15 protein-coding genes are annotated in these 15776 nt (G+C 57.8%); 7 read left to right on the top strand and 8 right to left on the bottom strand.

The annotated features are described in order from the left end of the window. Window positions 1–33 precede the first annotated feature (33 nt). The 3 genes from J3P75_RS22530 to J3P75_RS22520 all read left to right on the top strand — a co-directional run bounded on the left by J3P75_RS22530 (window position 34) and on the right by J3P75_RS22520 (window position 3713). Complete coding sequence (locus J3P75_RS22530; protein ID WP_434591968.1) at window positions 34–576, top strand: YaeQ family protein; 543 nt, start codon at window positions 34–36, stop codon at window positions 574–576. Between the two features lie 55 nt (window positions 577–631). Further along, entirely contained in the window at window positions 632–2341 is a 1710-nt protein-coding gene (gene recJ / locus J3P75_RS22525) for a single-stranded-DNA-specific exonuclease RecJ (protein ID WP_434708237.1), read from the top strand. A 265-nt stretch (window positions 2342–2606) separates the two neighbouring features. Then, on the top strand, window positions 2607–3713 hold the full coding sequence (locus J3P75_RS22520) for an NADH:flavin oxidoreductase/NADH oxidase (protein WP_434708236.1): 1107 nt from the start codon (window positions 2607–2609) through the stop codon (window positions 3711–3713). A 181-nt stretch (window positions 3714–3894) separates the two neighbouring features. Here J3P75_RS22520 and J3P75_RS22515 read toward each other — a convergent pair whose 3' ends face one another. Then, the gene (locus J3P75_RS22515) at window positions 3895–5523 is read right to left on the bottom strand and encodes a glucan biosynthesis protein D (RefSeq protein WP_434708235.1); all 1629 of its coding nucleotides are present in this window, start codon (window positions 5521–5523) and stop codon (window positions 3895–3897) included. Window positions 5524–5927: 404 nt separating this feature from the next. Here J3P75_RS22515 and J3P75_RS22510 point away from each other — a divergent pair, with 404 nt between their 5' ends. The 3 genes from J3P75_RS22510 (at window position 5928) to J3P75_RS22500 (ending at window position 6977) form a co-directional block, all read left to right on the top strand. Beyond that, window positions 5928–6113, top strand: coding sequence for a hypothetical protein (locus J3P75_RS22510; protein WP_208938597.1), 186 nt, complete (start codon window positions 5928–5930; stop codon window positions 6111–6113). 217 nt (window positions 6114–6330) lie between these two features. Then, window positions 6331–6576, top strand: coding sequence for an AbrB/MazE/SpoVT family DNA-binding domain-containing protein (locus J3P75_RS22505; RefSeq protein ID WP_093106915.1), 246 nt, complete (start codon window positions 6331–6333; stop codon window positions 6574–6576). Further along, window positions 6576–6977 (top strand): type II toxin-antitoxin system VapC family toxin, encoded by a 402-nt coding sequence (locus J3P75_RS22500; protein WP_332762742.1) that lies wholly within the window; start codon window positions 6576–6578, stop codon window positions 6975–6977. Before J3P75_RS22505 ends, J3P75_RS22500 begins: the two co-directional genes overlap by 1 nt. A gap of 97 nt (window positions 6978–7074) precedes the next feature. Here J3P75_RS22500 and J3P75_RS22495 read toward each other — a convergent pair whose 3' ends face one another. From J3P75_RS22495 to ydcS, 5 genes are all read right to left on the bottom strand, one after another. Further along, window positions 7075–8499 (bottom strand): gamma-aminobutyraldehyde dehydrogenase, encoded by a 1425-nt coding sequence (locus tag J3P75_RS22495; protein ID WP_434708234.1) that lies wholly within the window; start codon window positions 8497–8499, stop codon window positions 7075–7077. Between the two features lie 140 nt (window positions 8500–8639). Continuing rightward, window positions 8640–9464 carry an ABC transporter permease gene (locus J3P75_RS22490; RefSeq protein ID WP_434708233.1) on the bottom strand — a complete coding sequence of 275 codons (825 nt, stop codon included), beginning with the start codon at window positions 9462–9464 and terminating at the stop codon, window positions 8640–8642. Further along, entirely contained in the window at window positions 9454–10374 is a 921-nt protein-coding gene (locus tag J3P75_RS22485) for an ABC transporter permease (RefSeq protein ID WP_434711357.1), read from the bottom strand. The genes J3P75_RS22490 and J3P75_RS22485 overlap by 11 nt, the downstream gene beginning before the upstream one ends. 16 nt (window positions 10375–10390) lie before the next feature. Further along, complete coding sequence (locus J3P75_RS22480; RefSeq protein WP_434708232.1) at window positions 10391–11428, bottom strand: ABC transporter ATP-binding protein; 1038 nt, start codon at window positions 11426–11428, stop codon at window positions 10391–10393. A 233-nt stretch (window positions 11429–11661) separates the two neighbouring features. Then, window positions 11662–12813, bottom strand: coding sequence for a putative ABC transporter substrate-binding protein YdcS (ydcS, locus tag J3P75_RS22475; protein ID WP_434708231.1), 1152 nt, complete (start codon window positions 12811–12813; stop codon window positions 11662–11664). A 298-nt stretch (window positions 12814–13111) separates the two neighbouring features. On the opposite strand from ydcS, the gene J3P75_RS22470 reads away from it, so the two are divergent. Then, window positions 13112–13834 carry a tellurite resistance TerB family protein gene (locus tag J3P75_RS22470; RefSeq protein WP_434708230.1) on the top strand — a complete coding sequence of 241 codons (723 nt, stop codon included), beginning with the start codon at window positions 13112–13114 and terminating at the stop codon, window positions 13832–13834. A gap of 711 nt (window positions 13835–14545) precedes the next feature. Here the strand turns inward: J3P75_RS22470 and J3P75_RS22465 are convergent. Beyond that, window positions 14546–14857, bottom strand: a complete 312-nt coding sequence (locus J3P75_RS22465; RefSeq protein ID WP_434708229.1) for a hypothetical protein — start codon at window positions 14855–14857, stop codon at window positions 14546–14548. Between the two features lie 185 nt (window positions 14858–15042). Beyond that, a complete protein-coding gene (locus J3P75_RS22460; protein WP_434708228.1) occupies window positions 15043–15594 on the bottom strand; it encodes a hypothetical protein in 552 nt (183 codons plus the stop codon). Between the last annotated feature and the right edge of the window lie 182 nt (window positions 15595–15776).

Genomic DNA, 15776 nt, shown 5'->3' with positions numbered 1-15776 from the left:
TTGCCGACTTTCCTCGTATCAAGAAGCCCGTTCATGGCCCAGCCGTCCACTACCTATAAATTCGAACTGAACCTCACCGACCTCGACCGCAGCGTCTACGAGAGCGTCAAGCAGACTATCGCCCGTCACCCTTCGGAAACCGAAGAGCGCATGACCGTGCGCCTGCTGGCCTACGCCCTCTGGTACAACGAGCAGTTGTCGTTTGGCCGTGGTCTGTCGGACGTCGATGAACCGGCCTTGTGGGAAAAAAGCCTGGACGACCGCGTCCTGCACTGGATCGAAGTCGGCCAGCCGGATTCCGATCGCCTGACCTGGTGCTCGCGCCGCACCGAGCGCACCAGCCTGCTGGCCTACGGTAGCCTGCGCGTTTGGGAGACCAAGGTGATTCCGGCGATCAAGAACCTGAAAAACGTCAACATCGCCGCCGTCCCGCAGGAAGTGCTGGAAACCCTGGCCAAGGACATGCCGCGCGTGATCAAGTGGGACGTGATGATCAGCGAAGGCACGGTCTTCGTCACCGATGACCGCGGTCAGCACGAAGTCCAGTTGCAATGGCTGCAAGGTGAGCGCGGCTGATCCTGCGCCAGCACCGGAATAATCCCACGTAACCAAGAGAAGTCTCCGTCACCCCATGCGTATCGAACCTCGTCAATTGCCCGCCACGCTGCCCTTTCTGGGTGATCTGCCACCGCTGCTGACCCGCCTGTATGCGGCGCGGGGCGTGCAGTCCGAGGCCGAGCTGGACAAGAGTCTGACGCGGTTGATTCCGTACCAGCAACTCAAGGGCATCGGTGCCGCCGTCGACCTGCTGGTGACCGCGCTGGAGCAACGCCAGCGCATCCTCATCGTCGGCGACTTCGATGCGGACGGCGCCACGGCCAGCACCGTTGGCGTACTGGGTTTGCGTCTGTTGGGTGCGGCCCATGTCGATTATCTGGTTCCGAATCGTTTCGAATATGGCTATGGCCTGACCCCGGAAATCGTCGACGTCGCGCTGACCCGCGAGCCGCAATTGCTGATCACCGTGGATAACGGCATCTCCAGTGTCGAAGGCGTGGCCGCGGCGAAACGCGCCGGCCTGAAAGTACTGATCACTGACCATCACCTGCCCGGCGATGAGTTGCCGCAGGCCGATGCGCTGGTCAACCCGAACCAGCCGGGCTGCGAATTCCCGAGCAAGGCGCTGGCCGGTGTCGGCGTGATTTTTTACGTGCTGATGGCGTTGCGTGCGCGCCTGCGCAGCCTCGGCTGGTACGAGAGCAAGCCGCAACCGAACATCGGCGAACTGCTCGATCTGGTGGCGCTCGGCAGCGTCGCCGACGTGGTGCCGCTGGATGCCAACAACCGCATTCTGGTGCATCAGGGGCTTGAGCGGATTCGCGCCGGGCGGGCGCGACCTGGGATCAAAGCGATTCTGGAAGTCGCCAAGCGTGACGCCGCGCGTATCACCTCTACGGATCTGGGTTTTATTGTCGGCCCGCGTCTCAACGCGGCCGGGCGTCTGGACGACATGAGTCTGGGCATCGAATGCCTGCTTACCAGCGATGCCAATCTGGCCCGGGAAATGGCCGCGCAACTGGACGGCATGAACCAGGACCGTAAATCCATCGAGCAGGGCATGCAGCGTGAAGCGCTGGCGCAGCTCAAGGACTTGCCGGTGGAGTCGATGCCGTTTGGTCTGTGCCTGTTCGACCCGGAGTGGCACCAAGGCGTGATCGGCATCCTCGCCTCGCGAATGAAAGAACGTTATTTCCGTCCGACCATTGCGTTCGCCGATGCCGGCGATGGCCTGCTCAAGGGCTCGGGTCGTTCGGTGCAGGGTTTCCATATCCGCGATGCGCTGAGTGTGGTCGCCGCCCAGCATCCAAATCTGATCGCCAAATACGGTGGCCACGCAATGGCGGCCGGTCTGACCCTGACGCAGGAGAATTTTCCGTTGTTCGCCGAGGCCTTCGACGCCGAAGTGCGCCGGCAACTTCGCGAAGACGACCTGACCGGACGCATGCTCACCGATGGCACCCTGGCGGTCGAAGAATTCCACCTCGAACTGGCCCGCGCGCTGCGCCATGCCGGGCCGTGGGGCCAGCACTTTCCGGAACCGGTGTTTCATGGCGTGTTTCAGTTGGTCGAGCAGCGCGTGGTTGGCGAGCGGCATTTGAAAGTGGTGCTCAAAAGCGAATGTGGCTCGGTGAAGCTCGATGGCATTGCGTTTGGTATTGATCGTGATGTCTGGCCAAATCCGACGATTCAGTGGGTGGAACTGGCTTATAAGCTCGATGTGAACGAGTTTCGTGGCAATGAGACTGTGCAGTTGATGATTGCTCATATTGAACCGCGTTAAGCCCTTCGCGAGCAGGCTCACTCCTACAGGTCCGGTGTTGTCCTTGGGGGAGCGAGCCTGCTCGTGAAAGCGTCCTTCACACACTGAATCACTCTGAACCCTCCTTCTTCCCGCGTTGTCGACTAGGCTCTAAGCACTGCTTGATTGGCCTTGTGACGTCTTGTCGAATTTTTGCCCGCGGGGGCGGGTGCCGCACCTTTTTCTGTCACTCGTCGACTTTTCAAACAGAACCCTGGAGCCTGCCCACTGATTCGAGAGGTGCCCCATGAGTCTGCTGCTTGAACCTTTTACCCTGCGCCAACTGACCCTGCCCAACCGCATCGCCGTCTCGCCGATGTGCCAATACTCCAGCGTCGGCGGCTTGGCCAACGACTGGCATCTGGTGCACCTGGGCAGTCGCGCGGTGGGCGGTGCCGGTCTGGTGTTTACCGAAGCCACGGCGGTAACGGCCGACGGGCGGATCACCGCCGAAGACCTTGGCCTGTGGAACGACGAACAGATCGAACCGCTGCAACGCATCACCCGCTTCATCACTTCCCAAGGCGCAGTCGCCGGCATTCAATTGGCCCACGCTGGACGCAAGGCCAGCACCCATCGGCCGTGGATCGGCAAGCACGGCAGCGTCAAACCCGAAGAGGGTGGCTGGACCCCGGTCGGGCCGTCGCCGATCGCTTTCGATCCGCAGCACACGCAACCCAAACAGCTCGATGAAGGGCAGATCGCCGCCGTCATTCAGGCTTTCGTCGATGCCGCCAAACGCGCATTGACGGCGGGTTTCAGCGTGGTCGAGGTGCATGCTGCGCACGGTTATCTGCTGCACCAGTTTCTTTCGCCGCTGAGTAATCAGCGCCAGGATCAGTACGGCGGGTCGTTCGAAAATCGTATCCGGCTGGTGTTGCAAGTCACCGAAGCGGTGCGGGCGGTGTGGCCGGAAGAGCTGCCGGTGTTTGTTCGGGTGTCCGCCACCGACTGGGTGGAAGACGGCTGGAACCCGGATGAAACCGTGGAGCTGGCGCGGCGCCTGCACACGCTGGGGGCCGATCTGATTGATGTGTCCTCGGGCGGTACGGCGGCCAATGCGGAAATCCCGGTCGGGCCGGGTTATCAAACGCGTTTTGCCGAGCGGGTGCGTAAAGAGTCAGGCATTGCCACTGGCACCGTAGGCATGATTACCGAGCCGGCGCAGGCCGAGCATATTTTGCGTACCTGTCAGGCCGATATCATTTTCCTTGCCCGGGAATTGCTGCGTGATCCGTACTGGCCGCTGCATGCCGATGATGATCTGGGCGGGCGCAAAGCGGTGTGGCCGGCGCAGTATCAGCGCGCGACGCACCGGGATCAGCCGATTCATGAGTCTGATTTGCGGGATTGAGTCAGTCGAGATAAAGCAAAAAGCCCCGAGCCGGTGAGGGTCGGGGCTTTTTTGTGTCCTGAAAATCATCGGTTGCCTGGTCTGGCGCTATCGCGAGCGGGCTCACTCCTACAATTTGAAATGCGATCCACTGTAGGAGTGAGCCTGCTCGCGATGAGGCCCCATCTGGCGCCTCAAATCCTCAAGGGTATTTGCGCTTGTCCGGCGCCGGCGGGAAGTACTGGTACAACCAGGTTTCGCTCAACGTGCGGTCATTGGTGCGGATAAACAGGCGCAGTTCCACCGGCTCGACACTGTCACTGGTCGGGTACCAGTCGAAGAGGATCCGGTATCCCTTGATGTCATCCAGCACCAGCACGCTGAAGTCCTGCACCTTGCCGTTCGAGCAGGTCACCACTGGTTCGATCCCGGTGCCCTGCGGCAAGCGCTCGAGACCGCCACCGGTGAAGTCCACGGCAAAGCGTCGCGCCCACACCTTCGGGTAATGCTCGCCCGGCGCCCATCCCTCTGTGAAACCACCCATGCCGGAACGGGTCGCGTGCACCCGCGCCAACGGCGTGCCCACGGGCGGTAAGGCGCTCCAGTAGAGCTTGTAGCCGTAATTCAGCGAATCGCCGGCAGCCACCGGTTTCTTCGGCGTCCAGAACGCCACGATGTTATCCAGGGTCTCGCCGGTCGTAGGGATTTCCAGCAGATCGATCGAGCCTTCGCCCCATGGGGTCGTCGGTTCGACCCACAGGCTCGGGCGCTTGCTGTACCAATCGACCGTGTCCTGATAGTTGGCGAATTCGTGGTCGGTCTGCACCAGACCGAAGCCCTTCGGATCCTTGTCGGCAAAGGCGTTGAATTGCAGGGTGGCCGGGTTGTTCAGCGGGCGGCAGATCCACTCGCCGTTGCCGCGCCACATGGCCAGGCGATCGGAGTCGTGGATTTGCGGGTGAATGGTGTCGCACATGCGCCGCTCGTGGGTGCCGCAGCTGAACATGCTGGTCATCGGCGAAATGCCCAACTGTTCGATGGCGGTACGCGCATTGATGTGCGCGTCGATTTCCATCACCACGCGTTCGGCCTGGCAATCGATATCAAAGCGATAGGCACCGGTGGCGCTCGGCGAGTCGAGCAAGGCGTAGACCACAAAACGCGTGGCGTTCTTGTCCGGCGTCTCGAACCAGAATTTGGTGAAGTCGGGGAATTCTTCGCGTTTCTTGGCGTAGGTGTCGATCGCCAGTCCGCGCGCCGACAGGCCATATTGGCCACTCGCATCGACGGCACGGAAATAACTCGCGCCGAGAAACGACACCACGTCATGCCGATCCAGTTCCGGTGCCTTGAACAATTTGAACCCGGCGAAACCCAGATCGCCTTTCAACTGCTGGGTGTCGACCGAAGTATTCTCGTAATTGAACAGCGCCGGGCGGAAATGCACCTCGCGCGCCAGGCGCGTCTTTGGATCGACGCTGTACATGCGCACCGGCTGGCGGAAACCCATGCCGACGTGAAAGAACTGCACGTCCAGCTGACCCTTGTTTTCCTTCCACAATGAATGCTCGCCGTCATAGCGGATCGCGTTGAAATTCTGCGGCGTCATCGTCGCCAGGGTTGGCGGCAATACCTGTTTCGTATCCTGATAGGCGCTGCCGGCCAGTTGCTTGGCCTGACGCTTGAGCGCTTCGAAATCGAACGCCTGCGCCTCGCCATCGGCGGCGCCGCCATTGGCCGCCCAGGCACGCGTGGCCAGCAGGCCAGTGGCCGAAAGACCGGTGTAAGCCGCAATGGCCATGGACGCTTTGAGCAAATTCCTGCGATGCATATATACAACCTGTCGTGTGCAATCCCGTGCCGTTCCTGGCACGTAGCGGATCGGAAATTACGGTTCGGTCATGCCTTCGGCCAAACGCAACGGACTATAAACAGATGCCCGCTAGCTTAATCGGTTCGATTGTCGAGCAAAAAGCCTTGTTTGCGTGCCGTCAGCTGGCAATGAAACAAGACATGTCTGTAATTTTTCTGACAGGGTCCTCTGATTTAAAGGGTATAACTGCTTTTTTCGATTAATTACTCTAAAAACTGCTTTTCAGCGCCGATTTAATTCCTATTCTATGGGCAAGACCGGATACAAGCCTTCGTGTCGGCGGGGCACACGACACTGCTCAAAAGAGGCAGGGCGATGTGAGGTTCAGCAGTTTCTTGACTCATCAGAGAAGGACATCGTCCATGGCAAAAATACACGGCATCACCGAAATGTTAGGGATCTTTCCTTGCTTGGGCCTCGGGCGCAGAAGACGCCGGCTCAGTTCGGAAGAATTGAAGCTGGTTGAACGTTATCGAGAGCTTTCCGAGAATGACCGGATTGCGATGAGGTATCTGGTGGATGCGATGCGGAGTGTTTCGCGGTTCTAACGTGAAAACTGAAAAGGGAGCGGGTTGCAAAGCCCGCCCCCTTTTTTTGAAGCGAACACATCGCGCGTTAGCCACAGTTCAATGGAGGGCATGCAGGCAGGTTTTGAAGTAGGCGTTTCCTTCGAGTTGAGGGGAGAGTTCCTACAATATGTGGCGGTTGCAGATCCCGGTAGCAGGTATTACGTTGTTCATACGAGTAATACTCTTGGAGCACCACATGACGACAACCATGACGAGCAAGGGCCAGGTCACTATTCCGAAACCAATACGTGACGCCCTTCAACTGACGCCGGGCTCGGCCGTTGAGTTCAGTGTCAATGAACAGGGCGAAGTGGTTTTGCACAGTGCCAGACACGCTGGAGAGCAGACAACGGCACCGGATCGATTTGATGCGGTTCGTGGCAAGGCGGACATCAAGTGGCGAACCGATGATTTGATGGCGTTACTTCGGGGTGATGATTGATGGTTCTGGTCGACACCAACGTATTGATCGACGTTCTGGAGGACGATCCTGTTTGGGCTGAATGGTCTATTCAGCAACTCCGGTCGCAGTCATTGATCCATGATCTGGTGATTAACCCAATCGTTTACGCAGAACTGTCGCAGACGTTCTCAACTTTCGAGACCCTGGATGAGGTGGTTAATCAGCTAGGGCTGGTCGTGCAGGAAATTCCGCGGCCTGCACTTTTTCTGGCCGGCAAGGCGTTTGTACGCTACCGGAAAGTGGGTGGTGGCAAGCAAAACGTGCTGGCGGATTTCTTTATCGGAGCACATGCAGCGGTGAAGAAGCTGCCGTTGTTAACCAGGGATTCCAAGCGGTATCGTAATTACTTCCCCTCGGTCCAGTTGATTACGCCCTCCTGATTATTTAATGGGGGCTGCCGCAATCGCCAGCAGGCTGGCTCCGGCATTTAGAATGCGTTTCCTCTGTGGAAGCCAGCCTGCTCGGAAGTTGTTGCCCTCAGTGCTTGAACATCACATGCCGAACCGTGGTGTAGTCCTCCAGCCCATACATCGACATGTCCTTGCCGTACCCGGACATTTTCTGACCGCCGTGGGGCATTTCGCTGACGAGCATGAAGTGCGTGTTGACCCAGGTGCAGCCGTACTGCAGCCGAGCTGACAGACGATGCGCGCGGCCTGTGTCGGCGGTCCAGACGGAGGAGGCGAGGCCGTAGTCGGAATCGTTGGCCCACTCCAGCGCTTGTGCTTCATCGGTAAATTTGGTCACCGAAACCACTGGGCCGAACACTTCACGGCGGACGATCTCGTCGTCCTGCTGCGCATCGGCGAGTACCGTCGGTTCGAAGAAGAAGCCATTACCTTCGACAGCCTTGCCGCCGCTGATCAAGCGAATGTGCGGCTGCGCGACGGCGCGCTCGACGAAAGCGGCGACGCGGTCGCGGTGTTGTGCGGTGATCAGCGGGCCCAGCTCGGTGGAGGGATCATCCTGCACACCGTATTTGATCGTGCTGACCGCCGCGCCGAGTTTCTCGACGAACTTGTCGTAAATCCCTTGCTGCGCGTAGATCCGGCACGCGGCGGTGCAGTCCTGCCCGGCGTTGTAGAAACCGAAGGTCCTAATGCCTTCCACCGCCGCGTCGAGGTCGGCGTCGTCGAAGATGATCACCGGTGCCTTGCCACCCAGTTCCATGTGCATGCGTTTGACGCTGTCGGCTGTGCTGGAAATGATGTTCGACCCGGTGGCGATCGAACCGGTCAGCGACACCATGCGCACTTTCGGATGGCTGACCAGTGGACTGCCGACGGTAGCGCCCCGGCCGAACACCAGATTGAGTACACCGGCCGGGAATATGTCCGACGCCAGTTCGGCCAGACGCAACGCCGTCAGCGGGGTTTGTTCCGACGGCTTGAGCACCACGGTATTACCGGCGGCCAGCGCCGGGGCGATTTTCCAGGCGACCATCATCAGCGGGTAATTCCACGGCGCGATGGAGGCGATCACCCCGACCGGATCGCGACGGATCATCGAAGTGTGTCCGGGCAAATATTCGCCAGCGGCCGAACCGCTCATGCAACGGCTGGCGCCGGCGAAGAAACGGAACACATCGGCAATCGCCGGGATCTCGTCGTTGAGTGCGGCGCTGTAGGGTTTGCCGCAATTGTCGGATTCCAGTTTCGCCAGTTCCTCGCCATGGGCTTCGATGGCGTCGGCGAGCTTGAGCAACAGCCGCGAGCGGTCTTTCGGCGCGGTTTGCGACCACTCGGCGAAAGCGTTGTCGGCGGCGCGCACGGCGGCATCGACCTGGGCTTCGCTGGCTTCGTTGATGTCCACCAGCACATCGCCCCGCGCCGGGTTGAGCACCGGTTGTGCAGGGCCATCGCCGTTGACCAGTTGGCCGTTGATCAAGAGTCGGGTTTGCATGGTTTTGTCCTCTATTGTTCTGCCGAAACCGGTTTGAAAACTGTGGGAGCGAGCCTGCTCGCGAAGGCGGTGTGTCAGGCAACATCGATGCGGGATGTGACGGCCTCTTCGCGAGCAGGCTCGCTCCCACAGGGCGTTATTCATTTGTCGCCGCTACCGGCAACGCTCTCGCCCCCGCGCGTCAGGTAATACGCCCCCAAAATTGGCAACATGGTCACCATCATCACCAGCATCGCCACGACGTTGGTCACCGGCACATCCCGTGGTCGACTGAGCTGGTTCAACAGCCACAACGGCAACGTGCGTTCATGCCCGGCGGTAAACGTGGTGACGATGATTTCATCGAATGACAGCGCAAACGCCAGCATGCCGCCAGCGAGCAAGGCTGAGCCGAGGTTCGGCAGAATGATGTAGCGGAAGGTCTGCCAGCCGTCGGCGCCGAGGTCCATCGAGGCCTCGATCAGGCTGTGCGAAGTGCGGCGCAGGCGAGCGATGACGTTGTTGTAGATGATCACCACACAGAAGGTCGCGTGGCCGACGATGATGGTGAACATGCCCGGTTCGATCCCCAGCGTCTTGAACGTCGCCAGCAAAGCGATGCCGGTGATGATCCCCGGCAGCGCAATCGGCAGGATCAGCATCAATGAAATGCCCTGTTTGCCGAAAAAATCCCGCCGGTACAAAGCCGCCGACGCCAAGGTGCCAAGGACCATCGCGATCAACGTGGCGATGGCGGCGATCTGCAGCGACAGCTTGATTGCCTCCAATACGTCCGGCCGCGAAAACGCCACGCTGAACCAGCGCAGGGTGAAGCCCTTCGGCGGAAAACTGAACGTGGCCTCTTCAGTGTTGAAGGCGTAGAGGAAGATGATCAGGATCGGAAAGTGTAAGAACACCAGTCCGCCCCAGGCTGCGATTTTTAAACCCAGAGACGCACGCCCTTGTGCTGAAGCGTCAGAGTGCATCGAAAGCCCCCAGTCGTTTGACGATGGACAGGTAAACCGCGATCAGCACGATCGGCACCAGGGTGAACGCCGCGGCCATCGGCATATTTCCAATCGCACCCTGCTGCGCGTACACCATGCTGCCGACAAAATAACCCGGCGGCCCGACCAGTTGCGGCACGATGAAGTCGCCCAGCGTCAGCGAAAAAGTGAAGATCGAACCTGCGGCAATCCCCGGAATCGACAGCGGCAGGATGACTTGCATGAAGGTCTGACGCGGCTTGGCACCGAGGTCGGCCGAAGCCTGCAGCAGCGACGGCGGCAGACGTTCCAGCGAGGCCTGGATCGGCAGAATCATGAACGGCAACCAGATATAGACAAACACCATGAACCGCCCCAGATGCGAGGTCGACAACGTGCTGCCACCAACCTTGGGAATCCCCAGAATTAACTGCAACACCGGCTCCAGCCCCAGGTGCTGGACGAACCACTGCGCGACGCCGCCCTTGGCCAGCAGCAACGTCCACGCATAGGCCTTGACGATATAACTGGCCCACATCGGCAGCATCACGGCGATGTAGAAAAACGCCTTGGTCTTGCCCGTGGTATAGCGCGCCATGTAGTAGGCAATCGGGAACGCGACGATGGCGCTGGCGATCGACACGGCGATGGCCATGCTCAGGGTGCGCAGGATGATGTCGAAATTGGAGGGCTGAAACAGCGCGGCAAAATTGGCCAGCGTCAGGTCAGGCGTCACCGCCATGGTGAAGTCGTCGAAGGTGTAGAAACCCTGCCACAACAGCATCAGCAACGAGCCCAGATAGATCGCCCCGAACCACAGCAGCGGCGGCACCAGCAACATCGACAGATACAGGTTCGGCTTGCGGTAGAGCAGGTCGGAGAACCTGCGCAACGGTGGCGACGAAGTCATCGCGAGCGAGCTCATTTCATACCCCGCTGGCCACGGTGTCGTGCAGCGCGATCATCGCTTCCCGTGCCCAGCGTGCGCTCAGACGCTGGCCGGTCTGTAGCTGTACGCCGCTGTCGAGCCACTGGTTGTTGGCCTGGCTGATGCTCAGGGTCTGGCCGTTTTCCAACTGCAATTCATAGCGCGTGGCGCTGCCCTGATACTGGATATCGTGCAGCAGGCCGCTGACTTCGATTTCATGGCTGGCCAGTGGGCCTTCGGCGAAACGCACGTGTTCCGGGCGGATCGAAAACGGCTGTGGATGGCCGCTGATTTGCCGCGCCAGATCGCCGCGAATCACATTCGAGGTACCGACGAATTCGGCGACAAACGTGGTGCTCGGTTTCATGTACAGATTGCGCGGACTGTCGACCTGCTCGATGCGGCCCTTGTTGAACACCGCGACGCGATCAGACATCGACAGCGCTTCGGTCTGATCGTGGGTGACGAAGATGAACGTGATGCCGAGCTGGCGTTGCAGCTTCTTCAGCTCGCTTTGCATCTGCTCGCGCAATTTCAGATCGAGTGCGCCCAACGGCTCGTCGAGCAACAGCACGCGCGGGCGATTGACCAACGCGCGGGCGAGGGCGACACGCTGACGCTGGCCGCCAGACAACTGCACCGGTTTGCGTGAGCCATAGCCGCCGAGCGCGACCATGTCCAAAGCTTCTTCGGCACGCTGGTGGCGCTCGGCTTTGCCCACGCCTTTAACCTTCAAACCGTAGGCGACGTTGTCGAGCACATTCATGTGCGGGAACAATGCGTAATCCTGAAACACCGTGTTGACGTCGCGTTGATACGGCGGCAAACCGGCGGCTTCGGCGCCGTGAATGCGGATCGAACCAGCGCTCGGTTGCTCGAAACCGGCGATCAGGCGCAGGCAGGTGGTCTTGCCCGAGCCGGAAGGGCCGAGCATGGAAAAGAACTCACCGTCCTCGATATCGATGGACACCCGGTCAACGGCCTTCACTTCACCGAATTGCCGGGAAACGTTGGTGAACTGGACTGCAAGCGTCATGGTGCGGTGCTCCGGAAAGGCGAGGGCCGCCGTGGCGGCCGTCCTGAAACCGTGAAATATCGCGGCGAACGCGCTCTGCTTTTAGCTCCCTCTCCCTCCGGGAGAGGGCTGAGGGCAGCGGTTTCTGCCATTGCTCTGGATTCAGGGGCAAGATCAAAAGCCACCCCCTCACCCCAGCCCTCTCCCCCAGAGGGGCGAGGGGGAAAGGGAGCCGACCGCGTCGCTGTTTAAACCTAGCGCCCGCCCATAATCGCAATGTAATCCTGCGTCCAACGGCTATACGGCACAAACTTGCCACCCTCAGCCTGCGGGGTTTTCCAGAAAGCGATCTTGTCGAACTGGTCGAAACCATTGGTCTCGCAGCCCTCGGCGCCAAGCAGTTCGCTCTCTTTACACGCCGCTGGCACCGCCGGCAGCGAACCGAACCACGCCGCCACATCGCCCTGGACCTTCGGCTTCAGCGACCAGTCCATCCACTTGTACGCGCAGTTCGGGTGCTTGGCCTCGGTGTGCAGCATGGTTGTGTCGGCCCAGCCCGTGGCGCCTTCTTTCGGGATAGTCGACGCGATCGGCTGCTTCTCGTTGATCAGGCCGTTGACCTGATACGGCCAGGCGCCGGAAGCGACCACCCCTTCGTTTTTGAAATCGCTCATCTGCACCGTGGTGTCATGCCAGTAGCGGTGGATCAACGGCTGCTGCGCGCGCAACAGATCGAGCACGGCTTTGTACTGATCTTCGGTGAGTTGATACGGATCCTTGATGCCCAATTCAGGCTTGGTCGATTTCAAGTACAGCGCCGCATCGGCGATATAGATCGGGCCGTCATACGCCTGCACGCGTCCCTTGTTCGCCTTGCCATCGGGCAGATCCTGCGCGGCGAACACCACGCTCCAACTGCTGGGCGCCGTCTTGAACACATTGCTGTTGTACATCAAAACGTTCGGCCCCCATTGGTACGGGGTGCCGTAAGTCTGGTGGTTGACCACGTACCACGGTGCATCTTTGAGGCGCGGGTCGAGGGACTTCCAGTTCGGGATCAACGCCGTGTTGATCGGCTGTACACGCTTGCCAGCGATCAACCGCAGCGACGCATCGCCGGACGCAGTGACCAGATCGTACCCGCCCTTGGCCATCAGGCTGACCATCTCGTCGGAAGTCGCGGCGGTCTTGACGTTGACCTTGCAACCGGTTTCCTGCTCGAAACCGCTCACCCAGTCATACGCCTTGTCGCTCTCGCCACGCTCGATGTAACCCGGCCACGCCACGATATCCAGCTGACCTTCGCCAGCGCCGACAGCCTTCAGCGGCTCTGCAGCCTGCAGGCTGGCGCTGGCCAGCACGGCCGTGGTGATTGCACTGAACAGTGCGGTCTTGTGCACGAACATGGTTGATCCCTCTTCTTCATATTATGGTCGGGGCAGTGGTGAACGCGGTGCAGCGTGCCGTGGGCGGCTTGTTATTAGCGTAGTCAGAGATGGCCGTGGCGGGGCGGGCGCCTCTCGACCTTAGCGATGAAGATTTCGCGCTGGGCTGAAGTGTAGATCGGTTTTTTCAAGGTCAGCCGCAGACTTCGATTCCGAATGCGAGCAACATCTCGAAGCACACTCGCGCGGTCGCTTCGGGCACTTTCGCACTAGGCTGAGGGCCTTATAGATCCGTATAACCCCTGTTTGGAGGCGGAACATGAACACCCGTGGATTGCTCGATCAACTGCTCAAATCCGGCCAGGATCTGCTGCAGAACAAGGCTGGCGGCGCATCGAACAAATCGGCTGCCGGCGGGCTGGGCGGCCTGCTCGGCGGCTCGTCAGGCGCCAGCGGCCTCGGCGGCCTGCTCTCCGGCGCAGGCGGAGGCGCACTGGCGGCCGGTGCCATGGGCCTGCTCCTCGGCAACAAAAAAGTGCGCAAGGTCGGCGGCAAAGTCGCCATCTACGGCGGCCTCGCCGCACTCGGCGTGCTGGCCTACAAGGCCTACGGCAACTACAACGCGCAAAAAGGCAGCGCCCCCCAAAACGAACCGCAAACCCTCGACCGCCTGCCACCGGCACAAGTCGAACAACACAGCCAGGCCATCCTCAAAGCCCTGGTCGCCGCCGCCAAAGCCGACGGCCACATCGATGAGCGCGAGCGCGAACTGATCGAAGGCGAATTCAGCAAACTCGACAACGACCAGGAACTGCAACACTGGCTCCACGCCGAACTCAACAAACCCCTCGACCCCACCGACGTCGCCCGCGCGGCGAGCACGCCGGAAATGGCGGCAGAGATGTACATCGCCAGCGTGATGCTGGTGGATGAGGAGAATTTTATGGAGAAGAGCTACCTGGATGAACTGGCGCGGCAGTTGAAGCTGGAGCCGGGGTTGAAGGTGGAGTTGGAGAGGCAGGTGCGGTTGGCGGGTGGGTGAAGTTCTGGGGGGAAATCGCAGCGTTGAGTTGCGATTTTTCCGTATGCGGGATGGAGAAAACCAGAATTAGACAAATGAGAAAGACAAATGGGGACAGATTTATTTTTAGGTTTAGGAAATAAATCTGTGCCACTTTTCTAAAAACATGTTGGGTTTCGTCTAACAGATTAGAGGTTCTCTATGTTGGTTGGGCCACCGTCATCAATGAGTTTCCTCATGCGATGATTATAGAGTTCAAGGTCTTGAGCATCATTGTTGGCTTCGATTGTTTCTCCCAGAAAAGCCATGATATGTGAGATTGTCTGTTTTTCACTTTCAGTCGCGTCGCGAACGAGATCAAATCCGTCTTTTTACAAGAAAGGGTGTTTGTTTCTTAGGTAATAATAGCAGCCAATGTTTTCAAGCAAGTCACTGGCGTCATTTTTTGTAAGCTCAACCGAATTTAAGTATTCGCTAAATGCATCTTTCAATATTTCGATCGAAGTTTCTAGTGGTTCTAAATAGGTGCACAGTCCTTGCCAATTTATGATATGCAACTGGGTTCCCCAGTCAGGGTCTCTTGTGAAAAAATGGCCATTACCTTTGAAGTAGTCAGGGAATTGATTTTTGTTCAAAGCTATTTCAAAGTTTGGTGTCATTGAGGTTGTTCTCAGTTGTCAAGTTGGCTTGGCAAGCAATCTTTACTCATTTTAGTTTATTATTTCGGGCTGATCAAAATCTAATTGTATCTACATTGTCAATATGCGCGGTTAGCTTTTCCAGAAAAGCCTTTTCGCTGCTGAAGTTGTTGTTAGTAATCATATCTAAGAACCAAGTGGAGTCTAAAATTGTAAATATTTCAGTCCACTCTGGACTTCTAGCTTTCCATTCGGGTATGACGTTCGCGGCAAAGCCGTGACCTTTGCCTTGGGATAAGTGAAAATAGTTTTCTTCGAATGAGTAGCCTATAATTTTCGGCCAGTGCGAGCTGTGCGGAAGATTTGGCTCCATATCCTTCCTAGCAATCACATAAAAAATTCTCATCGTTCTTCCGGAAGTATCCGTGATTTGTCGAAGTTGGCTGTGCGTGGGGTTGGGTGGATTTTTTTGCTCCGCTGTCACACTTTCTAATGAGTGCTTAAACTAAGGGCTAAATTTTGGGTTTGTTCAACAGGGCATGTCATGTTTCAGTGCACGGTGGCGTAAAAATTTAGCATTATACGCTCTGCTCAAAAAAATTCGAGATTAAGCACGCAACCCTTCAGTTTTAACCGCTTGATCTCGTCGTCGAACTTGTATTTTGGCAATTCTTTGTTTTTTATATCGTACTGCTGTCTAAGGAGGCGAAATAATTTCCCTGTATTTTTTTTGCTTTGATCATCAAGGCTTTCAATTAGGTCGTAATTACTGGCTGACAGAAACGCGATTTTGTTTTTAAGTGTGTAGTAAGCGCTTATGTTTGAAAACAATGCCTCTGCATCTGAATAGTCTTCTTTTGAATGTTTTGCGTAATCTTCGAATATGGTCGTTAACAGGCTTTGTGCCGCTTTTTGATTTTTTAAAACTCCGCACATTTCCTGCCAGTTGCTGATGAAGAGATGGTCTCCCCAGTCGGATCCACGGGAAAAATATTTTCCATTCCCTTTAAAAAAGTCAGATGTTTCGTGAAGTTCTAAAGCCGTTTCAAAAGTAGTCTTCATTGTACTTTTCCCAGTCATCAAGGTTTTTTCATGCAACGTTCCAATGTCAATGCTTTGATGAGCTTTTTTTGAATCACGCATTTGTGAATTCGGAACCTCAGGATGCTCTATCTTCGGAATATACCGCTGTCATTATTTTCCTAAGTACGGTTGGCTGTCAGTTAGAGTTAGCAGTCCAAGTCAAAAGCATGCGACTGTGAAAGGCCGCAATTGGCTGAACCGAGATACCTATCCCGAAAAAGGGCTAGAGCTTTTCCGAGAAA

This window comes from Pseudomonas sp. R1-1 (genome assembly GCF_051132135.1).
Classification (GTDB): domain Bacteria; phylum Pseudomonadota; class Gammaproteobacteria; order Pseudomonadales; family Pseudomonadaceae; genus Aquipseudomonas.
The sequence above is the reverse complement of the archived record's forward strand: the minus strand, read 5'-3'. Positions and strand labels throughout refer to the sequence as shown.

Coding starts and splice junctions, on each gene's coding strand:
- J3P75_RS22520 (WP_434708236.1), top strand. CDS start 2,607: ATGAGTCTGCTGCTTGAACCTTTTACCCTGCGCCAACTGACCCTGCCC.
- J3P75_RS22515 (WP_434708235.1), bottom strand. CDS start 5,523: ATGCATCGCAGGAATTTGCTCAAAGCGTCCATGGCCATTGCGGCTTAC.
- J3P75_RS22500 (WP_332762742.1), top strand. CDS start 6,576: ATGGTTCTGGTCGACACCAACGTATTGATCGACGTTCTGGAGGACGAT.
- recJ (WP_434708237.1), top strand. CDS start 632: ATGCGTATCGAACCTCGTCAATTGCCCGCCACGCTGCCCTTTCTGGGT.
- J3P75_RS22505 (WP_093106915.1), top strand. CDS start 6,331: ATGACGACAACCATGACGAGCAAGGGCCAGGTCACTATTCCGAAACCA.
- J3P75_RS22465 (WP_434708229.1), bottom strand. CDS start 14,857: ATGAGAATTTTTTATGTGATTGCTAGGAAGGATATGGAGCCAAATCTT.
- J3P75_RS22510 (WP_208938597.1), top strand. CDS start 5,928: ATGGCAAAAATACACGGCATCACCGAAATGTTAGGGATCTTTCCTTGC.
- J3P75_RS22530 (WP_434591968.1), top strand. CDS start 34: ATGGCCCAGCCGTCCACTACCTATAAATTCGAACTGAACCTCACCGAC.
- J3P75_RS22490 (WP_434708233.1), bottom strand. CDS start 9,464: ATGCACTCTGACGCTTCAGCACAAGGGCGTGCGTCTCTGGGTTTAAAA.
- J3P75_RS22480 (WP_434708232.1), bottom strand. CDS start 11,428: ATGACGCTTGCAGTCCAGTTCACCAACGTTTCCCGGCAATTCGGTGAA.
- ydcS (WP_434708231.1), bottom strand. CDS start 12,813: ATGTTCGTGCACAAGACCGCACTGTTCAGTGCAATCACCACGGCCGTG.
- J3P75_RS22495 (WP_434708234.1), bottom strand. CDS start 8,499: ATGCAAACCCGACTCTTGATCAACGGCCAACTGGTCAACGGCGATGGC.
- J3P75_RS22460 (WP_434708228.1), bottom strand. CDS start 15,594: ATGCGTGATTCAAAAAAAGCTCATCAAAGCATTGACATTGGAACGTTG.
- J3P75_RS22485 (WP_434711357.1), bottom strand. CDS start 10,374: ATGACTTCGTCGCCACCGTTGCGCAGGTTCTCCGACCTGCTCTACCGC.
- J3P75_RS22470 (WP_434708230.1), top strand. CDS start 13,112: ATGAACACCCGTGGATTGCTCGATCAACTGCTCAAATCCGGCCAGGAT.